The following is a 20,826-nucleotide window of genomic DNA, read 5'->3' as shown; positions in this document are numbered from 1 at the left end:
CTGACACGTTGATCGCCCGAGCCAACCTCGCCTTCTACACCGGCAAGGTCGGATCCGTCGCCGCCGCCCGAGATGAGCTCGCCAGGGTGCTCCCTGTCATCGAACGTGTCCTGGGCACTGATCACCCGGACACCCTGGCTACCCGGCACGAGCTTGCCCGCTGGACGGGAGAAGCGGGCGAAGCGGCTGCGGCCCGCGACCAATACGCCCAGCTGCTGCCGGTGAGTGAGCGCATCATGGGCGCCGAACACCCTGACACGCTGACCACCCGGCACCGGCTGGGCGACTGGACGGGACAGGCGGGAGACTCCAGCGCCGCCCGAGACCACTACGCTGCCTTGCTTCCGATCCGCGAACGTGTCCTGGGTCCTCATCATCCCGACACGCTCAGTACCCGGCACCAGATAGCCCGCTGGACAGGCGAGGCAGGAGATTTCGCTACCGCCCGCGACCAGTGTGCCGCACTGCTGCCCCTGCGGAAGGCCGTGCTGGGGGAACACCACCCCGACACCCTGGCCACCCGAGCCAGCATCGCCTACTGGACGGGTCGGGCCGGGGACGCGGCCGCTGCCCGCGACCAGTACGCCGCTCTCGTGGCCCTTCGCGAGCGCGTGGTAGGACAGCACCACCCGGACACCCTGACCACCCAAGCCAACCTCGCTCGCTGGACGGGAGAAGCCGGAAACGCGGCCGCTGCCCGCGACCAGTACGCCTCTCTCGTCGTCCTACGCGAGCGCGTGCTGGGCAGGGACCACCCTGACACCCTGACCGCCCAGACCGGCCTGGCTCGCTGGATGGGAAAAGCTGGGGACGCGGCCGCCGCCCGTGACCACTACACCGCTCTCCTGCCGGCTCTGCAACGAGTCCGAGGTCCTGATCACCCGGAAACTCTGGCCGCCCGGGGCAACCTCGCCTACAGCGCGGGAAAAGCCGGGGACGCTGTCACCGCCCGCGACCAGTACGCGGCCCTCCTGCCCGCCATCACACGCATCCAGGGCGCCGATCACCCTGACACGCTGACCATCAGGCACAACCTCGCCCGCTGGACAGGGGAGGCAGGCGATGTTATCTTGGGTGACTCTTGGTAGTGAGGCATGTTCGTCAAGTAACGTTGGCGCGTACTTGCCTCACAGATATCTAGGGGTCTTCAGGCATGTCAGGCATGTCAGGTGCGCTGCCTCGGTATTACCGCCCTGAGCGGGCGGTGACCGCCGATGAGTCGGAGTGGTGGGTGGTGGTCGATGAGGACTTCGGGTTGCATGTCGAGGCGTGCGCGTACCTGGCGGGGCTGCGCGGTGCGGGCCGGGCGTTCAACACCGAGAAGACGTACGCGGGCCGGATCGCCTTGTACTTGTCGTACTGCACGGGGCACGGCGTGGACTGGTCGAGCCCAAGCCTGCCGCAGCTGATGGCGATGATGCGGTGGCTGGTGGACGAGCCGATGCGGCCGCGCTCGCGCCGGCCGGGAGCGACGGCGCGGTATCGCAGCGAGGACACCGCAAACAAGATCATGGGGACGGTCGGGGAGTTCCTGTCGTGGTGCTGCCTGCAGGGATGGGTGCCGCCGACGCTGGTCAACGCCCTGACCCAGCCGAAGTATCTGCGCTATCTGCCCACGGGGTTTGACGCGGGCGAGGACGGCCAGAACCGGACGGTGATGGCCCGCACGATCAAGTTCCGGGTCGCGGTCCCGGGCTATGAGTGGCTCTCGGATGAGGAGATCGCCGTGCTGCTCGGCCTGGCCCGGCACGCCCGCGACGCCTTCCTGATCCAACTCCTGGCAGAAACGGGCATGAGAATCGGTGAAGCGCTGGGCCTGCGCCGCAAGGACATGCACCTGCTGCCGGACTCCCGGGTGCTGGGCTGCCGGCACGAAGGGCCGCACGTCCACGTCCATCGGCGGCTGAACGCCAACGGCGCGTTCGCCAAGGCGCGGCAACCGCGGGCGATCCCGGTGGAGCGCGACACGATCGAGGCGTATTCGCGCTACCAGTACGAGCGGGACGAGGTCGGCGAGGCCACCGGGGCCGACATGGGGTCCGACCTAGTGTTCGTCAACCTGTTCCACCCCCCGCTGGGTGAGCCAATGAAGTACGCCAACGCCTACGAGCTGTTCTGCCGCCTGGCCGCCCGCGCCGGGTTCCGGGCCCGGCCTCACATGTTCCGGCACAGCGCCATCACGAAGATGCGGCGAGCCGGGGTCGACCGTCGGGTGGTCCAGGAGATCGCCGGCCATGTCTCGGCCTCATCGCAGGACGTGTATTCCCACGTCACCGACTCCGACAAGCGCCAGGCCGTGGAGATGGTGGCCGCCGCGAGACGGCAGGCGCGGTCGTGAACGGACCGGACAGCGTGATTGACGGCGCGGTCGGCAGCGTGGCCGGCAATGTGATCGCTCTGCACCGCCCAGCCGACGAGGGCGGGGCGGCCCCGAGGGCACTGACGCCGGCGGAGGCCACGGCCTGGACCGAGTGGCTGACGGTGAACACGCCGTCGCCCTGGCGGCCCGGGGAATGGGACGCGGCGACGCGGCTGTTCACCGGCGACGTCGACAACCGGTCCACGGTGGCCTACCGCTGCACGGTGGCGGCCTGCGACCGGATCTCGCGCACCCAGGTCCTGTGTGATCTGTGTGAGAAGGCGTTCGCCAAGTCGAAGCTGACGGTCGAGGAGTTCCGGGCCTGTTTCGTCCCGGACCGCAACCGGGTGATCGACGGGGTGGCCGTCCCCTGCGTGGTCACGGCCTGTCCTCGGGACGGGGCGTTGTGGGGGTTGTGCGCCGCGCACGCCTCGCTCCGGCACAAGGACATGCTGCGTCGGCGCCCGGGCGCCGATGATCTGGCGGCGTGGGTGGCCGCCGCGACCCCCTACGAGCCGCTCCCGGCCTGTCTGATCGGCGGCTGCCCGCGCGATGGGTGGCCGGGCTCGGGGATCTGCGACCTGCACACCCGGCGGCTGAAGGCCGACAGCCTGGAAGAGGTGGAGGCGGCCTGGCTGGACCGTCAGGCCCCGTTCTTGATCGTCAACCAGTTCTCGTTGGCACCGCTGGAACCCTTGGCGCGCTCCGAGATGCTGTTCGCGCTGGCCACGCGGGACGCCCGGGGGCAGCGCCTGGACCCGACCGCGGTCCGGCAGTCGGTCGCGGTGCTGGCCAGACACCAGGTCGCCTCGATCGCCGGGTTCAGCCTCGGAGCGCTTCCCCAGCGGGCCACGGCCAACGTCGATGCGCTGCTGCGCGAGACCTTCCGGGTGGTGGGGACGGCGTTCGACCGGTTCTGCGGCGTGGACCCGGCGAGCCGGCCGACGCTGGACCTGGCCGATCTCGGCGCCCGGGGCAAGAGCGGCAAGCCCACCGCCAGGCCCGGTGACCTGGTCATCTCGACGATCCGGCAGAGCTGGCTGCGGGAGATCCTGGTGGCCTGGATCGAGGAGAGCAAGCCGAAGACCGGCGAGGTCCGCCGGGCGCACAAGGCGGCCCAGACCGCGGCCCGGGCGCTGGACGCTCGCCCCGGCGGCGGGCTGGACATCACGGCGCTGGGGTTCGCCGACATGAATGCGGTCGTCGCGGGCTTTGAGCACCTGATCAAGGCCGACGGCCACGACATGGGCTTCAAGCACAAGTCCAACCTGCTGTCGATGTGGTTCAAGGTGCTGGACTGGGGGCGGCTCACCGAACGCCTGGACGGCATGCCGGCCTCCTTCGCCCGGCATCCCAGCCACGTCATCAAGCAGCCCGAGCCGAACGAGGACGAGATCGGCAAGGCCATCCCGGAGTCGGTGATCGCCCAGTTGAACGACCACACCGCGCTGCTCGGGCAGGGCATCCGCCACGGACGGCTGACCGCCCGGCAGGTCCACGCGATGGCGGTGGCAATCTATGAGCTGCTGCGCGACACCGGCCGCCGCCCCTATGAGATCGCGCAGCTGGCGGTGGACTGCCTGGAGAAGGACGGGGACGATTGGCAGTTGCGCTGGGACAACGGCAAGGGCCTGCGCAACGGGCGCCGGCTGCCCATCACGTCCGAGACGGTGACCACCGTCCACGCCTGGCTGGCCGTCCGCGCCACGATCGAGTTGCCGAGTGGGTCGGAAGGGTTCCTGTTCCCGCCTGCGGGTGAGTTCGGGCAGGTGCGGCACCTGGAATCGGAGCAGATCTCGCCGATCATCCGGGCCTTCGCCGATGCGGTCCCGCAGTTGCTGGCCGAGGAGTTCGGCCCGGATGGGCGGCGCCTGCCGTTCGACCGCTCGTTGATCTTTCCCTATGCGTTCCGGCATTCCTACTGTCAGCGGCACGCGGATGCGGGGGTGTCGATCGACGTGTTGCGCGAGTTGATGGACCACCGGTCGGCGAACACCACGGCTTCCTACTTCACCGTCTCCCTCAAGCGGAAGCGGGAGGCGATCAAGGTGGTCGGCCGTCACAGCTTTGACCGCACAGGGCAGGCTCGGCCGGCCTGCTCCGGCGTCGCCTATGAGGCGCGGTCGGTGGCGGTGCCGTTCGGCCTTTGCACCGAGCCGAGCAACGTCAGGGCCGGGGGGAAGGCCTGCGTGCTCCGCTTCCAGTGCGCCGCCTGCAAGTTCTTCGCTCCCGACCCCTCGCACCTGCCGGCCATGGAAGAGCAGATCGCGGCGATGCGGGAAGACCGGGAGACGGCGATCGCCTGGGAGGTCGACGAGTTTGTGATCCGCAACTTCGACGACAACATCGAGGCGATGGAGAGGATCGCCGGCATCGCCCGCGACAAGCTGAAGGAGCTGCCCGAAGACGAGCGGGCCGAGCTACTGGAGGCCACCGAGGTGCTGCGCATCGTCCGGGCCAAACAGGCCCGCACCGTCACCGAACTGGGCATGCCTGGCTTTCCGGGGCGACGCGGGCAGGAGAGCGCGTGAGCCGGCCCTCACCCACCTCTGGGCCCTCCTCAGGCCGCACGTCGGGCGAGGTGCTGCGAGCCTCGCGGCACAAGGACAGCCAGGTCAAACGCGGCAAAGTGATGGCCGCGCTGGAGGAGCTGAAGGCCGGTAGGAAGCCGATCACGTTCCGCGGCGTCGCCCGGGCGGCCGGGGTGTCGCCCTGGCTGGTCTATGCGCCGGGCGTCCGCGAGCACGTCGAGGCCGCGATGGCGGGGCAGGCCAAGGCGGCGCGGCGCGCCGCGACCGCCGGGGGCAGCGCCTCAGCGGCGTCGCTGGCCTGCGATCTGGAGCTGGCCCGCGCGCAGCTCAAGGAGCTGCGCGCCGAGCGGGACACGCTCAAGGCCGCCGTCCAGCGGGGGCTCGGGGCGGCGCTGGAGACAGCTGGCACCCGGGAGCTGACGGAGCGGATCAACGAGCTGCTGGCCCACGGCGAACACCTGGCCGCCGAGCGGGACGCCGCGGTGGCGGAGAACGCGGAGCTGAAGGCCAAGCTGACCGAATCGGAGGACAACCTGACCGCCGCCCGCAGGGCCCTGAAGAAGATGATCAAGGAGGCCAGTCGCGGCCGAGGAGGTGGCGGAGAGCCGGACGCTGACAGGGCAGGCAAAGATTCTGCAAACAGAATCGTACGCAACTGATTACACTGCGTGCTCATCTGTTGGTCCGGTCCGGTGAGGGGTGCGCATGAGTTTCACAGAGGACGACGTGGACGCAGGCCGCAGCCTGATGAGCGCCTGCCGCGGCAACCAGCTCGCGATCGGCGACCTCCTGGCGTCCGAGTGGGCCGGCAACGCCGCGGCTCTCGGGGAGTTCTGCGAGCGGATCGGGCTGTCGGTGAGCACCGCCAAGGAGTGGCGGACCACGGCGGCGGCGGTCACTCCGGAGTTGCGCGAGCGGCTGAACAGCTGCGGCGTGTTCGTCTCCTACACCGTCTTGCGGGAGGGAGCGCGCCTGCGGGGCGGCCAGGTCCTCGACCCCGGCTACAGCAAGCTGCTGCGCCTGATCAAGGATGCGAAGGCGGCGGGCATCGACCGGGTCGGTTACGCCACCTACCAGACCGTCCTGGGCACGGCGCCCCCGCTGGCCGCGGCCAAGGACCCGGTGGCACGCCAGAGTGACGAGGTCATCGACTACCTCACCGAGGTGGACAACAGCCCCAACCGCGACCAGCTCGTCGAGATCCTGCTCAAAGACGAGCAGGTCACCCGCAAGGAGCTGGCCGCCGCGTTCGAGGCGCAGCGAGCCAGGCAGGCCCAGCAGGCCGAGCAGCGAGCCGCAGGCGGCACCCAGACGCCCCCGGAACGGCCGGCGGCAGGCACCGGCGGCGCATTGGTCGCCGGACTCCTCGCCCTGGCCGAGCAGACCACACGCCTCGTCAAGCGCTTCCCGGGCCAGGTGCGGCTGGATGTCGCCCAGCAGGCAGACGCCGCCGTCGCGCTGGACGACCTTGATGTCTTCATGACCTGGGCACGCCAGGCCACCTCGATCCGCCCGGTCGCCGTCCCGGCGCAGCGCCGCGCCCCGCGCAAGACCGTGACCGCGTGACGGGCGATGAGGCGCTCGAGCAGGCCGTCGGCGATGACGGGGGCGATGTCCGCGACGACGGCGAGGATGCCCTGCGCGCGGACATCGCTCAGTTCGTCACGCTGGAGCTCGAAGGCCCTTGGCATATGGCCTACCTGGTCGCCCGGCGGGTCGAACCTGACGCCGGCCACGGCGTCGGATCCGAACAAGAGTCCACGAAACGTTTCGGGCCGAAACGTTTCCGGCGCGTCAGCGCCCGGGAGTTCGCCTCCGAGGCCAGGACCAGCGCCAAGCGAGTCTTGGCCTTCTGGCGAGCCTGGAACCGCCTGGCTGACACAGGCGTCGTTCCCCACGCGATGGCCCTGGAGCCGGACCGGGACGTCGAACTGCCCGACGTCAAGAAGTATCCGTTCTATGGCGAGAAGGGCTACTACCGCAGTTTCGACGCCCGGGCCATCTCGGACGAGCGGCGCAAGGGGATCGAGCGGGAGGCGGCCAGCTCTGGAACTCGCCCCGCGGCCATCACCTACGTGATCGAACATCCGAAGGCGGTCAAGACCGCGCTGCTGGCTGACGAGGCGACCCGGATGGCGGTGCGGGAGGCCCTGGCGGAGTTCGATGCCCGCCAGGCCGCCGCCGACGCGGCCGACCGCGCGGCCGCCGCTGACGTCACCGCCCAGCGGCAGAGCGAATACGACAACGAGGACGCCGGGGACCTGCACCGGGAGCGGGAGTCGCTGGCCGCCGAAGCCCGCGCGGCCCGCGACGGGTCCGAGGCCGAGGCGTCCATGGACGTTTTCAACGCCATGGCCGAGATCCGCATGGCCGCCTCGCGGGCGCTGGCGCTGCTGCACAAGCAGCAGATCCGCTTCACCGCCGATCGCGCCGAAGCCATCGCCGAGCTCTGCGACGGCGCCGAAGCGACCATCGCCGCCGTCCGGGACCTGGCCACCGGCTCCGCTCTGGACGACGCGGCACTGGCGGCGTTCCTGGACGAGAACGGCGGGCTGCTATGAGCAGCCGGCAGACATCCCGGCGGACTCCACAGCGCGACACGATGGGCTTCACACAGGCCGAGAAGGACGTCGCGGACGTGATGATCTGGCTGCGCTGCAACCACGGGCGCGAGGTCAGCTACGCCGACATCGCGGCCGGGGTCAAGTTCCCGAACGGTCACCGGCTGCGGCGGGCCGTCCGAGTCGTCCGCGTGATCGCGGCGAACCGGGGCGACCGCCTAGAACGGTTCCAGCCCTCAGCCGACCCCGCCCGACGCGACTCTGATCGGCGCCGGGTCTGGACCACCCGCTACATGCGCTCCGGGCACGGCGACGAGTTCAGCGCCCGCGACGCCATGTCCGCCGCACGAGCGGCGATGACCGCGACGAAGGACATGCACCGCGCCACCACCTTCGAGGCCGCCAACCCCCACTCCATCGCGCGCAAGGAGTTCGCCACCATGGCCCAAGCCGCCGAGGAGTGCATCACCAAGGTCGCCGGCCTCGACACGGTCGGCCCGCAGGCGGTCCGGCCAGAGAACACCAGCCTGCTCACCCAGATGATCGCCGACCTGGAAGCCCGACTCACCGAACCGGCTGCGAGCTGACCAGGGCCGCCTTCACGCCATGGCAGCGGTCCCGGACACGCCGCACGCCGAACGACCGGCTAGAAGCCCCGTGCTCATGGAGCGCGAGCTATCAGGACTTGGAGCGTCACCGGTTCGACAAAACGCCCGCCCGGTTCGGCTGCCAGCAGCTCGTGGGTGACCTCTCGCTCGAAGTCAGGCTGTCGATCGCCGAGCAGCTGCTGCAGCGGCAACGACGTCGAATACAGGTAGCCAATGATTCGGTCCACCGTCCATGATCGGTTGAATTTGTGAACCACTTGGGTGATGTCTCGAAAGGGTGAGCGGGCCAGGACCACTTCGTGCGGTTCGGCTGCTGTCCCGGCACTGGCTTGAGGGATCGGGCCCAGGAACCGGTGCTGCACTTCCTCGATGATGTGCTGCCAGGGCGTGATGGGTCGCGCCAGGCACCCGTCGTTGGCGATCACCAGGCCGCCTTGGTCTTCCACCATGGTGGCCAGCGCTTTTAACACCTGCTCGCGATTCATCCAGTGGAACGAGCGGCCCATGGTTACCAGTCGGAATCGTCCCAACTGGCCTGGAAGATCTGCTGAGCCGCCGCGCACCCAGGTCACGTTGCCGACTCTGGCGGCGAGGGCATGCTGGGCGGCCTCGGTGAGCATGTCGGGCTCGGGATCCATGCCGGTTGCTTCGGCGACATGGTCAGCCAGCGGGATGGTGAGCTGGCCGGTGCCGCAGCCCAGGTCCAGGAAACGTCCAGAACCGTCGAGGCCGAAGCGCTGGATCACATCGTCGAAGAACACCCTCGGATAGCCGGGACGGAACCGCGCATAAAACGCACTCGTCCCTGCGAACAGTCCACCACTCGTCACGCCATCACCCCAAAGACATGCTTGATCATCGACGGCGCGATTTACCGCCGGTGATCCAGGCTGGGCCACGACGTGCCGATGATCAAGCCTTCGAGATCTGGACGCCTTGCTCCTTCACCGGCACGACGAACGCGAGCAGCCTACTTGCCTGACGTGCCTTACAGACCTTCGAGCGGCTGACCTGCTACTTCGCTCAAGAACACTAGATAACCCCTGCAGCCACCGCCCGGGACCAGCTCGCCGAGCTGATGCCCATCCGCGAACGCCTCCTCGGCACCCGCCATCCTGACACGCAGAGCACTCAAGCCAGCCTGCTCCATTGGACCGCCCGCGCAGGCTGACAGCTGCATCAGTATCCAGGAGCAGATCCCGCCCGATTTGCCGGTAGCGGGCCCAGCACCTGATCGCCGAGCATGTCCCGTACCTGCACCCTGCCGTCACGCGGGCGGGGGTGTCTTGTTGCCCACCGTGATGAGCAGCAGGAACGTCCTGAAGAACGTGGCGGGTGGGTCCGCACAAGCTGACTCACTCTCTTGTTATGCAGTGATCGAGACGAGAGTCCAGATGCCGCTAGTCTGGTGAGCTCGAGGTCGACCAGGCCGCAGAGGTTGAGGGCGGCGGAGCGGTGGTGCGGCCAGCGGTCGTTGACGGCGGTCGACGGTTGCCGCGGGCGACCACTCAGGCCATGGCGCGCTCCACCACGGGCCGCCAGCACCGGTAGTCATCCTGCCAGCCGGGGTCGGTGACGGCTCGGTGCAGGCGGCGGCCCGCAGGTCGCGGTGCGGACGGACGGTCACCACGCGGCCGGTCTTGGCGATGGTGCACCGATCGTGCAGCGGGCAGGCAGCGCGCCGCCCGGTGAGGATCACGCGGCGCTGCTGGTAGCGGCCACCGGGTGCGACCAAGGCGGTGTGCCCGGCCAGGCAGGTGACGTTTCTGGCGCTGGTCTGGACGACGAAGTCATCCAGAGCGAACCCGCCGACCCCGGTCGGCTTGAGCGCGGTGTTGAGCGGAACAGATCCCATGCTTGCCCCGCCGCTCAAAGCCACGCTGCGCGTCACCACCCTCACCAGCTGCGGCTCGTAGGCCAGCTGCGGCGCTGGCGTCGGAAGAGGGGCGATCAGGCGCTGCGTCGTGCCGGGAGCGCGGGGTATTGCTGTTCCCACCTGGCGATCAGCTCTTCATCGCCGGCGCGATCTGCGGCGAGGTCGCGCGTGTCGAGAGTGCTGCCCAGGTGCTGGCCGTGTTCCGGGTCGCCGCTCTGCAGGCGCACAGCGCCGTCAGCGTGCCAGCCCTCACGATCGACATGGAACGGCACCAGAACAGATCCGTCCTCTTCGCGGATCGCTGTCCAGGTCATGACCCCACCCCATAGTTCCGCCGAAAGTATGTCCAGACTAGCGCGGCGAGATTGTCCTGACCATCCAGCATGCGCAATAGGCGGCTCGCCTGCCGCGTGGCCACGAGCGCGAACGCTTCTGCGAACCACTCAGCGCCGTGGCGATAGCGCGGATGGGTCAGATGCTTCCACACCATGCCCATGATCGTCTGCCAATCCGCGCTGCCGCTCAACCCATCGAGCAGGTCCAGAGCGTGCCCGATCTCGTGGTGCACCAGGCTCGCGGAGACATGGTCGCGGGTACCGAGAGCGATGAGTTTCGGTGTGCAGAGCCCGGGGACCACGTCCCAGGAAGGAGACGCCGGATCACCCGGGCGGACGGGCTGGCCACGCAGGTGGCCGAGGTGGTCAAGGTCGCACACCGAGCCCTCACCGACCCAGATCGCGTCGTAATTCTCGGCCAGCCGGGTGGCGATGTGGGCAGGCAGTTCGGCCAGGTCGTCGATCACGTGAACGAGCTCAGAGGCAGGCGGACCCAGGTGGGGGTCCCACTGCCGGCGGAGAATCCGCTCCAGATTCCCGCAATGGCGGCGGCCATCACGAGGAATCGGGTGCGTGTCGGGTGGAGCGGGCTGGCACCACAGCGGCTCGGGAGTAGGCATCGTGCTGCCTTATTCTGCCCTGGTCGCGGGCATCGCGTGACCACATGTTGACCGCTACGGCGGTCGGGGCGTCGAAGGTGCTACCCCGGCTCTGTGGAAAAGAAGTCGAGGGGATGGGTAGTACAGAGTCGCAGAGGTGGGTGTCGGCGCTAGGGAGCGGCTGGGACGCCTTCGGCAGAGGTGCCTACGAGGAGAGCCTTTACTTCACCGACCTCAGAGCGTGGCTCCGGTCTCCGGAGCCGCGCTCCACGACGGTCAGACGCCGGGCTTGAGCCGCCAGATCCGGATGATTCCATCGTCGCTCTTGGCAGCGAGGACAGATCCGTCAGGGCTGAAGCGGTAGTTGATGATCTGTCCGGTATGGCCGGTCAGCACGGTCAGTCGTCTTCCCGTGGCGACCTCCCACAACTCCAGCGAGCGCTTGTCGGGCGTCAGGACAGCGAGCCGGTCCAGCGCGGGGCTCAGGCTGTCGGCGGAGGGGTAGCCCGGCAACGGCGCGGAGGCTCGCGCTCTGGTCCTGAGGTCGAAGACCTCCAAGGTCCGCAGGTCGGCCGGGGCGCCCGGCTGTCTCAAGAAACGCTCCACGAGGACCGTGTGCCGGCCGAAGTAGGTGTATGCGTCACCCGTCTCGAGGTCGGCGATCCGGCTGCCGCTGGGCAGGTCCCACAACGACGTGGTACCGCTCTCGGCGCTCAACGCCAGGGTGCGGCCGTCAGGATGGAGGAAGGGCTTCAGGCCGGCGCCGAGCCCGGTGTCGATACGGGCGGTCTCCTGGCCGGTGGGGAGGTGGTAGGCGCGCACCTCGCCCCGGCTCGTCACCCCCACCAGCGTGGTGCCGCTGACGACGTGGTCCCGCAGCGCGGGAAAGTGCTGGAGAGTCGGCTCGCCTCGTAGCCGGCGCGTGTGCACGCCGTCCGCCGCCTGCCGGACCAGGTGGTCGCCCCGCACCCGGTATGTGCCGGAAAGTGGCGCGCCCAGAGGCCGGGGGGTGCGGGGATCCCAGAGCTGGGTGTCGCCCGATGGCAGGACGACCACCAGCAGGTCACCCTTCGGGTCGAGGTACGGGGCCTCCCCTCGGCGATATCCGATCCGCTCACGATCGATGCGCTCACCGGTGCGGGCATTCCAGACGCGCAGCACGTTGACTTCGTTCTCGTCCGTGCGCGCCCCCGCGGTGAGCAGGGTGCCGTCGGCGGTGAAGTTCTTGCTCTGCGCGTTGTCCACCAGCCTGCCGCCCAGTTGCCTGCCGGTCCGCAGGTCCAGCAGGTAGAGAGTGAAGGCCGGATTCAATTCGATGACGGCGCGCGTGCCGTCAGGGCTGAAGGTCACGTGATAGGAGTCGCTGCTGCTTTCCCGGGCAGGCAACGGCCAGGTGTTGAGCACGCGGCCTGTCACGGCGTCCAGCAGGGTCAACTTTTGTCGGGCGGCCGAGGTCAGCGCGATGAGGCGGCGGTCGGGGCTCAGGACGGGGTTGCGGTCGTGAGGGTGCCCGCTCGGTAACGCCGGGTCGAATGACCGGCCGGTGCCGACGTCCCAGAAGCGCAGATGCGGTTCGTCCGCCGTCTGCGCGACCAGCGTCCGCCCATCGTCGGTGAAGTACCAGGAACCTTCCGTGCCGACGTACAGCGTCGCGCCGGAGGTGTCAGCGGGAAGCGAGGCGAGGAGCGGGGCGGTGGCCAGCAACGACACCGCGAGCAGGGTGAGGGAGAGGAAGCGGGTGAGAGGCCTTCCGGAGGTGGGCTCGGGCTCGGGTCTGGTGGCCAGCCACTCCTGCAGGCGCAGGTGCCGGAACTGGTACGTCCCGCCCGAGACGCGCAGCAGGCCCGCCCGGTGCGCGCCCTCCAGCGACCGCATGAGTCTCCACGGCAGACGCCGGCGGAGCGCGAGCACGAAGCGCGCTCACACGAAGCGCGGCCAGGCCCGGATGAGCAGGGTGAGCACGGCGAGCAGCGCGCCAGGCAGCAGGAGCACCTCGAAGCTCCAGCTGTCGGCGAGTTCGACCGCCGCGATATCGGCGAGGGCGGGCTCCCCGGCCCAGCCGGCCACCGCCGACTGCAGCAGCCGGACCGCCACCCGGCTCACCAGCAGGGCAGGACCGAGCCCGAGGCCCACGACGACACCCACCACCAGCGCACCGGTCAGCGCCGAGCGGCGGTCCTCGGCCAGCAACGTGGCCGGGCCCGTGGCCGCCGAGCTGTCACGCGGGGCGTCCAGCCAGCGGTAGACGGCCAGCGCGGCGGCGAGCACGGCCGTCAGGGCCAGGCTCATCGCCAGCCAGGTCAGGTAGAGGCTGACGTTGCCGGGCGTCCAGCCGTGGGCGAAGGTGATCACGCCGGCCATGGTCAGCAGGACCGGCACGGTCACGATCGCCGCCAGGCACAGGCCGATGGCCGCCCCCCGCCGCAGGCGCGTGGCCGAGCCCGCCACCTGGAAGGCGAGCCTGCCGGGGACGCTGACGCCGCCGACGTACCAGGCGACCACGACCAGGACGGCGAAGCCGGCGCCGATGGCGCCGCCGAGCAACAGGGCGTCGTTGAGGGCCGCCGCGCCGCTGCCGGAGATCAGCATCCAGGCTGAGGCGAGCGCGGCCAGCAGCATGCCCGCGCACAGGCCGAGGGCGGTGACCCCCCACGACGACACCAGCCGGGGCGCGAGCAGCCACCACGCGAGCTCACGTTCACGGTGGCCGTACAGGTAGTGGGCCAGGAAGGTCAGCCAGCGCTCCTTGCCCGCGGTGGCCGCTCCCGTGGTGGCGTCGACCAGCAGGTCCTCCACGGCGGTCCGCGAATCGCCGTTGGCCAGGTCGACCGTCCGCCGTTCGCCGGCCTGTCGTGCCAGGCTCACCATCAACAGCGTGGACAGCGCCTGGGCCGCCGGGCCTTCCGGATCCCTGGTCAGCTCGCCCAGCACGGGAGCGAGGTTGACGGCGTCGACCTCGCGCAGATAGGCGAGCACGTCCTCACGCGGCAGCGGCTGGATACGCGCCACCGGAGCCCGGCGCAGCACCGCGGAGTCCGGCGTGATCAGCTCGTCGTACTCGGCTGCCCGGCAGGTGATCACGATCGGCCGTTCGTAGCCGATCTCCCTTCTCAGGGCACGCAGGGCGACGCGGCGGCCGGCCTCGGGTATCTCGTCGAAGCCGTCGATGATCGGCAGCAGGTGCCGTTCCCGCAGCAGCGTCTGCGGCGTCTCGCGGTTGCCGCCGTAGTGGGTGATAGCCAGCGGGCCGACGATCCAGTCGTCCAGGCCCTGCGCGACCGGGTTCCAGGACGCGGCCGTGAGCAGGACGGGAACGGGAGCATCGCGGCGATCGTGCAGCAGCCCCAAGGCGAGGATGAGAGCCAGGATGCTCTTGCCGGCACCGGGTTCGCCCAGAATGACCAGCCGGGCGCTGGAGATCCGCCGGTATTCGGCGGCCAGGACCTCACCGCTCTCCAGGACGCCGCGCCTGAGCCTGCCCACGTGCTCATCCCCGGCCTCCCCGCCCCTGGTCGTCCAGGACAGAGGCAGCAGGTACGGGTCGTTCAACGCCTGCACGTCCGGCTGCCGGATCATCGCCTGGCGGAGATCCTCGGCCAGGTTGTCGGCCAGCTCGTGGAGCGCGGGGGGCGCGGCCGGTTCCTGCGGAGCTTGGCCACCGTCAGGGACAGCGTGATGCTGGTGACGAAGAAGCTCAGCACGCTGGCCAGCATGTCGCCGGTGGGAAGGTCGACGAGCAGGAACACGACAGTGAGGGCGGCCATGGCCACCGTGCCGACGGACAGGAGCACGCCACGGGCACGCCTGCGCTCTCGTGCGGGCGCCGACGGACTGCCCATCACTGTTCCCCCTCAGCATCGGACGAAGGTCACGTGGCAACGTTGGCCGGCACAGGGCGTTACCCTCAGATCATCGCACCGTGACGGGCCCGGCGAGGCGGAAATGTCGTGGCAATCAAGGACCTGTGCCCGTGGCCACGGGGTGGCCGTGCGGCGCTGGCCACCAAGGCCCGCGCATCCGATGATCACTGCAGGTCAGAGCGCGACGATCTTGTATGCACATAAGGCACGTGGACCGGCCTTGACGGCATGTTGCATCGAAGGCGTGCCCAGGTGTTCGGCCGACCTCGCGATGCCGGTTGGGCCGCTATCAGGGGCTGGGATTGGTCTGGTCAGCCGCTACGATCGCGGCCACCACGAAAACCTGGACTTTCCCAGGTCTGTATGCGGCCGGGGGAAACTGCCCCAGCTGCCCGCTCGGGCTTCCCTGGTATTGCCTCAGCGCGTGGGCCGGGAGGCGAGGTAGCGGGGGAGGTGATCGTCACAGCAGGCCCAGCGGGTGCCGGACTTGTCGGTAACGGTGTATTTGGGGTGGGTGGGGCAGCGGTTGTTGCGGTCGCCGCCGCCCCAGGTGCAGCGGGTGCGGCTGGCCTGGCCGAGTCGGGGATCCTGGGGGTCGTAGTCCTCGATCTTGGCGGCGGGTGGGCGCAGGCCGGTGCGGTCGCCAACCTCGACGACCTCGTCGGCCCCGAAGGCGCGGCTGGCACCGGAGGGGCTGAGGTCGGCGGCCTGCCCCAGGGTTTCCAGGGTGTAGGGGCGCGGGGCGACGTAGGCGCGGCCGTAGGCGAGGAGGAGCCGGATCTGAGTGTCGGCATCCTTCTTGACCGCGACCAGATCCTCGATGGTGGCCAGCAGGGGATCGAAACCGGGGCCGCTGGCCTCCCATGCCGCGTCCAAGCTCTCCACGAACGCGGCGCGGGCTTCCTCGACACCGGCGACCGCAATGTCGAACGACTCCGATGTGGTCTCGTCGTGCTCGGTGGCGACCGGCATCGGATGCCGGATCGCCGCGAGATCAGTCAGCATCTCACGTGAAGTCATACGAGAAGCATGCAATGTATTTTGCGGGAATACAAGAACATTGTATGAGTTCACAAGGTTTGAAGGAGTATAAGACGTCACAGCGGCGGGATGATCTTCGTGCCTGCGCCGACACCGGCACGTCGTACGCCGCCGGGCGGCTGGTCGGCCTGGCCGCCCGCGACCGCCAGGACGCCCACAGCGTCTCCGGGACGTCCGGAGCGTCCCGCAAGAAGCCGCCCTGCTTGCGGGGTTGTTTCATGGGCGACCCGAGCCAACACCGCCCGAGGCCGGACGCGTCCCGCGGATTGTCTGTTTCCAAGGTCGGTGCAGACGGCTGGACGGGTTAAAGCACTTCTATGAAGTTCCAGCCCCGGCTGACGCTGGGAGGGCCGATGCGGCACGGGCTTCGCCCGTACGTCTTCCAAGAACGCGCCGCCTTCCTGGCTCCACTTCCACAGGCCTCGCCGCTTCTGGGCATAACCGACACCGGTGGTGGGCCATTCCCATGGCAGCCCTGCCTTCGAGCCTGCTCGCGTCGCCGAGGTCGCGTCCGAAGCCGGCGACCCGAGCCGCCGGTGACCAGGATGGCCAGCCATACGAGCGGCGACCGCGCGCCGTCCACCCAGTTGCCCGGGGGAGAATCTCGGGGTCGGTCACTAATCGCTTCGGCCTGTTCGTGGCCATTCACCAGCGTCGGCAGCGGCCATCTCGCTACGCTCGCCTTCTTCGGTCAGGCGGCGTAGGAGGACAGGCGTGAACTGGGAGCCTGTTCTGGTGCCGGCGGCGGTCTCGCTGTGCGTCGCCCTGGGCATCGAGTATGTGGCCAAGCCCCGGCTGGAGGCGCGGAAGGAACGAATCCTGGAGGCAGTGCGAGCCCGGCGAGACCTGCTCGCCCGGGTGGCCGTCGTTGGGCTGACGGCCACGGCAGCGGGAGCCGAGCTGCCGGCCGTGGCGAGTAGGGAGGTACGGGAGAAGCTCCGGGCCGAACAGGCGCGGCAGTTCGGACGGCTTGAGGACGAGGTGCGGGGGTTGGCAGATGACGCCGGAAAGTACCTGGCCACGTTCGCTGGGCCAGCGCGGACGTTCATCGGCGACTACCTGTTCGTTCAGCTCGGGGTGATCCTGTCGGAGCGCCCGCGGTCAGAGCAGTGCGCGCAGGTGCTGGAGCTGGCCGGGCAGATGGCCACGGTGCTGGGCGGGCCACGCTGGCGATTCTGGATTCGCTTGAAGGCGTGGCTGACATTGACCCAGACTCTGGCCCAGTTGAAGGCCCCCGAGGAGTCTGTGGCGATGCTCCCATCAGGTGACTGAGGGTTGATCATGGGAAGAATGCCCGGGTTGTGGCCGTGTTGGCGGCCCACCGGCGTAAGCAGACATCTCGAACGTCAACTGGGGTGTACGTGCTGGCCTGGCCCAATCATTGAAGCGGAGCGCTGCCGGTAGGTGTCACCCGCCGTCGGTGGTGCGCCTGGCCATCATGATGCGTGCCTGTTCCGGCGTGACGCGCCGCTGGGCGCCTTGCCCCTTCTCCAGCTCGAGGACATGCGCGGGACCTGCCGCTCCCCCTGACATGGCCATTCATGACCGTGTCCGGCGGGCCGCCCGATTGGCTCCGGATTCTCTTGCGGTGACCGGATAGCTCTGATGCGATGAGCCCGCAACCATGAGTGGCAGGAGGCTCGCGTGGGGTCAGGGGCGAAGATGTGGAAACTGATCGCGGCGAGTTTCGTCGGCGTGGCGGTGGGCGTCCCCTTGGGCCTCCTGCTCAGCAGCTTCCTGGCGTGGTGGTACCTTCTGGCCAGCCTCATCGTTGGATTCTTCGGCCTGTTGGTGGTGCTCACGCTGCTGCCCACGCCGGAGAAGCGGGCCGCGTCGGCGGCTGTGAAGGAAACGTGGAGGTTCCCTGACGACACCGAGTTAGTGGTCGAGGGCAGCGACACGGTTCTGGTCATCGACCATGTCAATCACTGGTCGACACTTGCGGGACCCCACACCGTTGTCACGAAGTACTCAAACAAGGACTGGGACGAAGCGTTCGACGAGATCGCAGAGGAACCCGGAATCTCAACGGTGTCCATCACCCGCTACGTGCTGTATCGATGGTGGGGGCCAATGCAGCTCACCGAGACCATTACCGTGATGGCTTCTCGCGCGCGCCTCCCCCGGACTTCTCGGATCGGGCGGAAGCCGACGAGCAGGTGGGGCAGGTATAGCCGACAGGTACGCGAGCAGTGGTTCCAGGCACGAACAGGGCAGTTGAGGGTGACCGAGGCGGAGCTGCGCTTTCTCACCGAGGAGCTCCGCAAGGGGAAGATCTCTCCGGGCTAGTGAACCATGTGGAGACAGGCCTTACCAGATCGGAATCGTCTGTTTCCAGGCGCGGAGGGGGCGCTGTGGCTGAACAGCGGACAGAAGACGTGGGAGAGGCCGCGCACACCTCCGGACGTGGCGGGAGATGCGCGCGTGCGGTGACCGAGGTGTTCGCTCCGCAGTATGTGGGGATCGCCATGCCTGCGGGGGTCGGGCTGTTCGCCGAGGGCTGGGCGGGCCTGGCGTGGGGGGTGCTCGCCGCGGCGGTGTGCGCGGGCGTGCCTGCGGCTGTGATCGCGGTGGGCGTGCGGCGAGGCCGGCTTGACTCGATTCACCTGGTCGAGCGGAAGTCGCGAAAAGGACCGATGCTGATCGGGCTCGCCGCGACGGTGGTGGGCTTGACCGCGCTGATGCTGTTGGACGCGCCCCGCGTGGTGGTGGCGTCGGTGGCCGTGATGCTGGCCTGGGTGCTGGTGATGGGGCCGATCACGCTGGTGTGGAAGATCAGCTTCCACACTGGGGTGTCGGCCGGCACCGCCGTCGTGCTCGCGTACGTGCTTCCTGCGGTGCCGATCCTGCTGGCAGGTGCGGTCGTGGTGACCGTGATCGGGTGGGCCCGGGTCCAGGTGTCGCACCACACGGCCGCGCAGGCGCTCGCGGGCGCCGTGGTGGGGGCGGCAGCGGCCTGGGCAACGCCCGCGATGATGCTTTGAGACGGTTTCGTGCCCACTGCCGGTGAGCTCAGCCACTCTTGCGCGTCGGCACGCCAAGCCATCGCCAGCCGGAAGATCGTCCCGTCGTTCGGGCACCTCTCAGCATCGAGGGACGAAACATCACCTTCGGCAGGCAGCATCCGGCCCGGTGGACGGGCCCCGCCGAGCGAGCGCGGCATAAGCCACGGTCGCCTCGTTCTTGTCGTCGATCCAGGTGAAACACCTTCTGCACAACGGGACTGTACGGTAACCGTACAGTCCCCACCCCGGCCCTGACTGGACACCCTCTCCAGCAAGTGGCGGCTGCTACGGGCGCGGGTTTGGTGTTTGCGTCTGCGCGTTGACCAGTCCAGGGCGACGTCGAGGGTTGGTGGTGATCGGGCGGATCATGTGTGGTCAATAGTGCGTTGTTGCGCTTCCTCCGGCGTGACGGTCGACGTCCTAGCTGCTGTTGCGGAAACGGTGGACCGGTACCCGGTCGCCTTCGACGTCGGGGTTGGTACCAGCGTCAATGCCGAACAGAGCGTAGATCCGCTGCAGCGCCTCGTACGCATCTCGCTCTGGATCGGCAACCGCAGGCCACGTGCTATCCCAGGTGTCCATGCTGGCGGGCCACCCGTCACTCAAGAAGATCGACTCTCCACTCCCTCCTGGTCCCAGGACTCGCGGATGCTCTCCAGCAAACCGCCGGGCGACAATGCGGTGCCGCCATGTTCCGGATATGAGCGGCACAACGACCTCATCGGCGAGGCGGAAGTACTCGAGCGTCATCTCCGCCAAGACCAGGCTATTGAGCCGCTGTGGAAGTCCGCGTGCCTCCATGGCCCAGCACAGCATCGCCGGTGTGGCGATCGCGGCCGCCGTCGTCACACCGTCCGGGCGGACCCACACTGCCCTGCGGCCTTGACCGATGAGAACGCCTCCCTCATGGGTGCGCAGCCGGCCGGTGCTGTCGAAGAAGTTGAAGCCGACAGGACGAAGCACATCCTGGTTGCGCAACGCTCCTCGAACTCCGTTGTCGCTGTGCAGCCCTGGCAGAATCTGGACCGTATGGGGCGGAATGCTCTGCCACATCAACACCGGCTCGTCGTCCCAGTCTTGGAGGCGTTGCAGCGAATCGATACTCTGGTCGGCTGCTTCTTGCAATTCTTGCCCCGGCGGGGCCGATACCGTGCTCAGAGCATAACGGCTACGCAGGCCCTCGCTGATGAGCCGGTAGACATCCTCCGAAGGTAAGTAGACGGTCCGGTCTCCGTGCCGTACCGGGACGGCGAGCCCATCAGCGAACATGCCCTTGTCGTTGAGCGTCCGCCGGACGATGACATAACGGTCCGATTCAGGCACCGGCTCGACCTCGATCACCAGGTAGTAGCTGGTTGCGTCCTGCCCGCGGGATCGGCTGTGGTCTTCGTACCAGCGATGATTGATCGCAACGCGGGGCCGCAGGTAATCGTTCAGTGTGTCGATGTATCCGTCGACGTCAGCTCGCTCCTGCGGAAAGGGGTGCAGGTCGGTGGCGACCTCCATGGCCTTATCGCTGCGTTTGGATGCCTTCACCCCCAGAACCAGAAGGCCGCCCTGGGCGTTGGCAAAGGCAGCGACATCTTTGCAGAGCTCGAACTTGGCCTTGTCGCTCTTGAGCGCATATGGGGAGCTTTTGAAGTCCAGCCACGCGTTCTCTGCGGTGTCGAGCAGTTCCTCTGCTCGACCGGATGCTAGTGCCTCAATTACGGCGGCTCGGCTGCTCACTGTCATAAGCGCTGACCTTAACCCCGATCTCGTTGAAGCGGTGGATCACATCGCGCACGGTGTCCTCATCGGGCTGCACCAGTCGCGCGATGACCGGGACGGTGTTGCCGCCGGCCGAGGCCAGCAGGATCATCGCCCGCCGCTAGCGGACCGTGCTCATCGTGCCGGGCCGCACGATCCGCTGCAGCCTCTGCTAGGAAGACTTCCGTTACGCATGTGGTGGCGCGGGTCCAGCAAGAGGCGGTGTTTCCAACGTCATAGGCGCGGGAAGCGTGATCGATAGCTAACCCCACGTCCAGCTCTCTAGAGATGAAACTCAGTGG

At 68.5% G+C, this 20,826-nt stretch carries 18 protein-coding genes and 1 pseudogene; 10 read left to right on the top strand and 9 right to left on the bottom strand.

The annotated features are described in order from the left end of the window. Positions 1-8: 8 nt before the first annotated feature. The 7 genes from ABFX54_RS03740 (at position 9) to ABFX54_RS03710 (ending at position 8,038) form a co-directional block, all read left to right on the top strand. The gene (locus tag ABFX54_RS03740) at positions 9-1,088 is read left to right on the top strand and encodes a tetratricopeptide repeat protein (RefSeq protein WP_346101454.1); all 1,080 of its coding nucleotides are present in this window, start codon (positions 9-11) and stop codon (positions 1,086-1,088) included. 116 nt (positions 1,089-1,204) lie between these two features. Further along, entirely contained in the window at positions 1,205-2,338 is a 1,134-nt protein-coding gene (locus tag ABFX54_RS03735) for a tyrosine-type recombinase/integrase (protein WP_346101453.1), read from the top strand. Further along, positions 2,335-4,890: a tyrosine-type recombinase/integrase gene (locus ABFX54_RS03730; protein ID WP_346101452.1), complete on the top strand. Its 2,556-nt coding sequence runs from the start codon at positions 2,335-2,337 to the stop codon at positions 4,888-4,890. The genes ABFX54_RS03735 and ABFX54_RS03730 overlap by 4 nt, the downstream gene beginning before the upstream one ends. Continuing rightward, on the top strand, positions 4,887-5,549 hold the full coding sequence (locus tag ABFX54_RS03725) for a DUF6262 family protein (protein ID WP_346101451.1): 663 nt from the start codon (positions 4,887-4,889) through the stop codon (positions 5,547-5,549). Before ABFX54_RS03730 ends, ABFX54_RS03725 begins: the two co-directional genes overlap by 4 nt. A 46-nt stretch (positions 5,550-5,595) precedes the next feature. Then, complete coding sequence (locus ABFX54_RS03720) at positions 5,596-6,456, top strand: hypothetical protein (RefSeq protein WP_346101450.1); 861 nt, start codon at positions 5,596-5,598, stop codon at positions 6,454-6,456. Then, a complete protein-coding gene (locus ABFX54_RS03715; protein WP_346101449.1) occupies positions 6,453-7,451 on the top strand; it encodes a hypothetical protein in 999 nt (332 codons plus the stop codon). The genes ABFX54_RS03720 and ABFX54_RS03715 overlap by 4 nt, the downstream gene beginning before the upstream one ends. 41 nt (positions 7,452-7,492) lie before the next feature. Continuing rightward, positions 7,493-8,038, top strand: coding sequence for a hypothetical protein (locus tag ABFX54_RS03710; protein ID WP_346101448.1), 546 nt, complete (start codon positions 7,493-7,495; stop codon positions 8,036-8,038). 74 nt (positions 8,039-8,112) lie between these two features. Here ABFX54_RS03710 and ABFX54_RS03705 read toward each other — a convergent pair whose 3' ends face one another. From ABFX54_RS03705 to ABFX54_RS03675, 7 genes are all read right to left on the bottom strand, one after another. Then, positions 8,113-8,820: a class I SAM-dependent methyltransferase gene (locus ABFX54_RS03705; RefSeq protein ID WP_346101447.1), complete on the bottom strand. Its 708-nt coding sequence runs from the start codon at positions 8,818-8,820 to the stop codon at positions 8,113-8,115. 1,189 nt (positions 8,821-10,009) lie between these two features. Further along, positions 10,010-10,249 carry a hypothetical protein gene (locus ABFX54_RS03700; protein WP_346101446.1) on the bottom strand — a complete coding sequence of 80 codons (240 nt, stop codon included), beginning with the start codon at positions 10,247-10,249 and terminating at the stop codon, positions 10,010-10,012. Beyond that, a complete protein-coding gene (locus tag ABFX54_RS03695) occupies positions 10,246-10,737 on the bottom strand; it encodes an anthrax toxin lethal factor-related metalloendopeptidase (RefSeq protein WP_346101445.1) in 492 nt (163 codons plus the stop codon). The genes ABFX54_RS03700 and ABFX54_RS03695 overlap by 4 nt, the downstream gene beginning before the upstream one ends. Positions 10,738-11,145: 408 nt before the next feature. Continuing rightward, entirely contained in the window at positions 11,146-12,744 is a 1,599-nt protein-coding gene (locus tag ABFX54_RS03690; RefSeq protein ID WP_346101444.1) for a WD40 repeat domain-containing protein, read from the bottom strand. A 45-nt stretch (positions 12,745-12,789) separates the two neighbouring features. After that, positions 12,790-14,445, bottom strand: coding sequence for an NACHT domain-containing protein (locus ABFX54_RS03685; protein ID WP_346101443.1), 1,656 nt, complete (start codon positions 14,443-14,445; stop codon positions 12,790-12,792). Further along, entirely contained in the window at positions 14,442-14,708 is a 267-nt protein-coding gene (locus ABFX54_RS03680; protein ID WP_346101442.1) for a hypothetical protein, read from the bottom strand. The genes ABFX54_RS03685 and ABFX54_RS03680 overlap by 4 nt, the downstream gene beginning before the upstream one ends. A 438-nt stretch (positions 14,709-15,146) precedes the next feature. Further along, a complete protein-coding gene (locus ABFX54_RS03675) occupies positions 15,147-15,734 on the bottom strand; it encodes a hypothetical protein (RefSeq protein ID WP_346101441.1) in 588 nt (195 codons plus the stop codon). Positions 15,735-16,484: 750 nt separating this feature from the next. Between ABFX54_RS03675 and ABFX54_RS03670 the strand changes: the two genes are divergently transcribed. The 3 genes from ABFX54_RS03670 (at position 16,485) to ABFX54_RS03660 (ending at position 18,754) form a co-directional block, all read left to right on the top strand. Further along, positions 16,485-17,042, top strand: coding sequence for a hypothetical protein (locus ABFX54_RS03670; protein WP_346101440.1), 558 nt, complete (start codon positions 16,485-16,487; stop codon positions 17,040-17,042). 390 nt (positions 17,043-17,432) lie between these two features. After that, the gene (locus ABFX54_RS03665; RefSeq protein ID WP_346101439.1) at positions 17,433-18,059 is read left to right on the top strand and encodes a hypothetical protein; all 627 of its coding nucleotides are present in this window, start codon (positions 17,433-17,435) and stop codon (positions 18,057-18,059) included. A 140-nt stretch (positions 18,060-18,199) separates the two neighbouring features. After that, positions 18,200-18,754 (top strand): hypothetical protein, encoded by a 555-nt coding sequence (locus ABFX54_RS03660; RefSeq protein WP_346101438.1) that lies wholly within the window; start codon positions 18,200-18,202, stop codon positions 18,752-18,754. Between the two features lie 441 nt (positions 18,755-19,195). On the opposite strand, the gene ABFX54_RS03655 is transcribed toward ABFX54_RS03660, so the two are convergent. Together ABFX54_RS03655 and ABFX54_RS03650 are read right to left on the bottom strand one after the other, a co-directional pair. Next, positions 19,196-20,509 carry an AlbA family DNA-binding domain-containing protein gene (locus tag ABFX54_RS03655; protein ID WP_346101437.1) on the bottom strand — a complete coding sequence of 438 codons (1,314 nt, stop codon included), beginning with the start codon at positions 20,507-20,509 and terminating at the stop codon, positions 19,196-19,198. A 13-nt stretch (positions 20,510-20,522) separates the two neighbouring features. After that, a pseudogene (locus tag ABFX54_RS03650) lies at positions 20,523-20,690 on the bottom strand (helix-turn-helix domain-containing protein); the annotation flags it as partial. Positions 20,691-20,826: the final 136 nt, after the last annotated feature.

Origin of the sequence: Nonomuraea maheshkhaliensis, assembly GCF_039529435.1 — a bacterium.
GTDB classification, from domain to species: domain Bacteria; phylum Actinomycetota; class Actinomycetes; order Streptosporangiales; family Streptosporangiaceae; genus Nonomuraea; species Nonomuraea maheshkhaliensis.
The sequence above is the reverse complement of the archived record's forward strand: the minus strand, read 5'-3'. Positions and strand labels throughout refer to the sequence as shown.